Annotated in this window: 2 protein-coding genes; both read right to left on the bottom strand. The window is 65.7% G+C overall.

The genetic code is table 11. The features are described 5' to 3' along the window. Positions 1-1,811, bottom strand: a 1,811-nt coding sequence (locus FHP91_RS20855; protein ID WP_144311366.1) for a T6SS effector phospholipase Tle3 domain-containing protein, incomplete at its 3' end; no start/stop codon positions are given. Beyond that, a partial coding sequence (locus FHP91_RS20850) for a DUF2345 domain-containing protein (RefSeq protein ID WP_144311365.1) occupies positions 1,808-2,293 on the bottom strand: 486 nt, incomplete at its 5' end. The genes FHP91_RS20855 and FHP91_RS20850, both read right to left, overlap by 4 nt.

Here is a 2,293-nt window from a genome sequence, read left to right as displayed (position 1 = left end):
CGCAACAGCTTTTGCCAAAACGCCCCCCCATCGAGCTTGCCCGTATCGTAGCTGCGGCATCGCCCCACGGCCAGATCGAAGGCCGTCGCACAGCGCGAGGCGGCTTCATCAAGCACGATGGCCGAATGGTTGGAGGTGGTCGTTGACGTGTCGCGGGCGCGCTCGCGCAATTCCTCCGGCGTCATGTATCGCGTTACAAACAAGCCTTCGCTGTTGGCCGTGGCGCGCACCAGAGTCCAGTGCTCGCCGCGTGCGGCGAAGGCCGCTTCGAGCTCGGCCAGCTCGGTGCGCAAGAGTTCTTGTTGATAGCCGCGGGGCAGTGGTCTGACGCCCGGGCGTGGATCGGTGCTCTGAAACTGGACGTGGTTCTCGCCCTCGACCGCCGCCGCTGCGCTCTGCACCCCCCAGTCGGACGAACCCAGCGTATCGCAGCCCGCCGGCAAGGCAAAGGTGTAGCCCAGATCGGGCAAGGCCGGGGCGTTGATGTCGCGCACCTGGCCGTCGGGCACATCGCTGTTGGAGGCGACGCCAAGCCAGGTGCGTTTCAGATCGGGTAGCGTGATCGGCCCCGGCGGGCTGTGCATGGCCCGCCCGTCCAGAAAAATGCGCTGTGCCAGGGCCGGCGCGCAGCGCGCCGCCACCGCCGGGGGCACGCCCTGCCAGCCCATGCCCTGCACGTTGCGCAGCGACACCGTCTGGTCATGCGGGCAGAAGTAGTTGAACACCTTGCCGTGGTTGTCCCGCACATGGGTGGCGGTACCGACAATGCGCTGCGCGGCCACGCCGGAGCACGCCAGCGTCTCGGGCGTGGGGCCGGGTTTGCGATGCGTGCCGATCAGCTGGCAGATGTTGACCAGCGTCTCGGTGCGCGCCCGGCGCGACTGCTGCGGGCCGTGCGACTGCATGGCTTCGAGCGAAGGGGTTTCGAGGCTGTAGGGGGAGTGGTTGAGGATGAGGCAGTCGGCGGGACGCGTTGGGCGAGCTCCGTTGGCAACCAGAAAGTTGGCCAGCATGGCGATCAGGGTGCCTTGGCTGTGGGCAACGATGTTAATACTGTCGTTCTTTGTCGTTTCGTTATCCCGCCGAATCATCAAAATCAGATTCGCCAGCCGCTGGGCGGCATTGACCATGTAGATGCGGTGGGGGGCGTCGGGAATCGTGTGGCTCAGATCCTGGCCCATGCTCGAGATCCACCGGGCCAGCCCGAAGATATCGCCGCCCGGCCCCCACATGTCGATCAGGCTGGTGGTGGCGTTGGCGAACACGCCGCCGTTCTTGGCGAAGTGTTCGTCGAGCCGGTTGTCGAAGCAATCGACGTTCTCGAAGCCGCGCCGGGGGTCGCTCTTGCCGTCGATGTAGTAGGCGTCGTAGGGCGCGTCGGCGCCGGCCGCGCCGCGTCGGGCCAGTTCCTCGCGGTAGCGTGCCCGGTCGGCCTCGTAGGTGGCCTTGTCCACCGGCCGATAGCCCCAGTAGAAGGGGATGATCGGGTTGTAGCCTTGTTGGTCGGCGCGGCGCTCGTAACTGGCCACGCGGTTGTCGCGGCAGGCGCGGGCGACGTCCCAGTTGCCGGGGGTGAGGTCGGTGCGCCCCAGGCGCTGGTTGAGCCCCTCGCACAGGCCTTTGGCCTGGGTGGCGTAGGCCTCGCCCACGTCGTTGACGCCATGGACCAGGATGACGACACCGGGCATGGGGCCGGCGCACTCAACGATCTGCTCGGGGTTCGCGCACTTGGGCACACTGGTGCAGATGGCGATACGGTCGCCGTTGCGCATCGCTTCGCGGATGCGCGGATTGGGGTGCCAGTCTTTCATGACGCGCCGGGCTCCTCGGGCAGGATTTCGATGGTGGCTTTCTGGAAATTAGCCATGTCGAGCAGATCGGTCTGCCCCGCGCCGTCGGTGCGCCCTTCGATAACTCGACCGTCTTCGAGCATGGCGCGAAAGCGCCGATTGATGGCCGGATCGCCGGTGTGTTGCCATCTGAGCACCGGTTTGAGATGGAAGGCATCGGGTGGCGAAAAGCTTGGCGCGTCGTAACTTAGGTGCGTCGGCCCACCAAATGACTTCTTGCTCGCATGCACCGTAATCGTCCCCGGGCATTCGACCGTGATCCCCCCGTCAATCGTGATACTCGCCCCGCCCTCGGTGGCGATCACGATGCGTTTGCCGGCGGCGAAGTCGATGTGTTCGGTGATCGAGACCATCTCCAGATCGTCGCGCGCTTGAAACTTCATCTCGTCGCTTTGCGCCTGCATCTCGATGTCGTCGCGGGCTGCAATCAGGCTGATGCCGGT

Source organism: Denitromonas halophila, assembly GCF_007625155.1.
In the GTDB taxonomy this organism is placed as follows: domain Bacteria; phylum Pseudomonadota; class Gammaproteobacteria; order Burkholderiales; family Rhodocyclaceae; genus Nitrogeniibacter; species Nitrogeniibacter halophilus.
The sequence above is the reverse complement of the archived record's forward strand: the minus strand, read 5'-3'. Positions and strand labels throughout refer to the sequence as shown.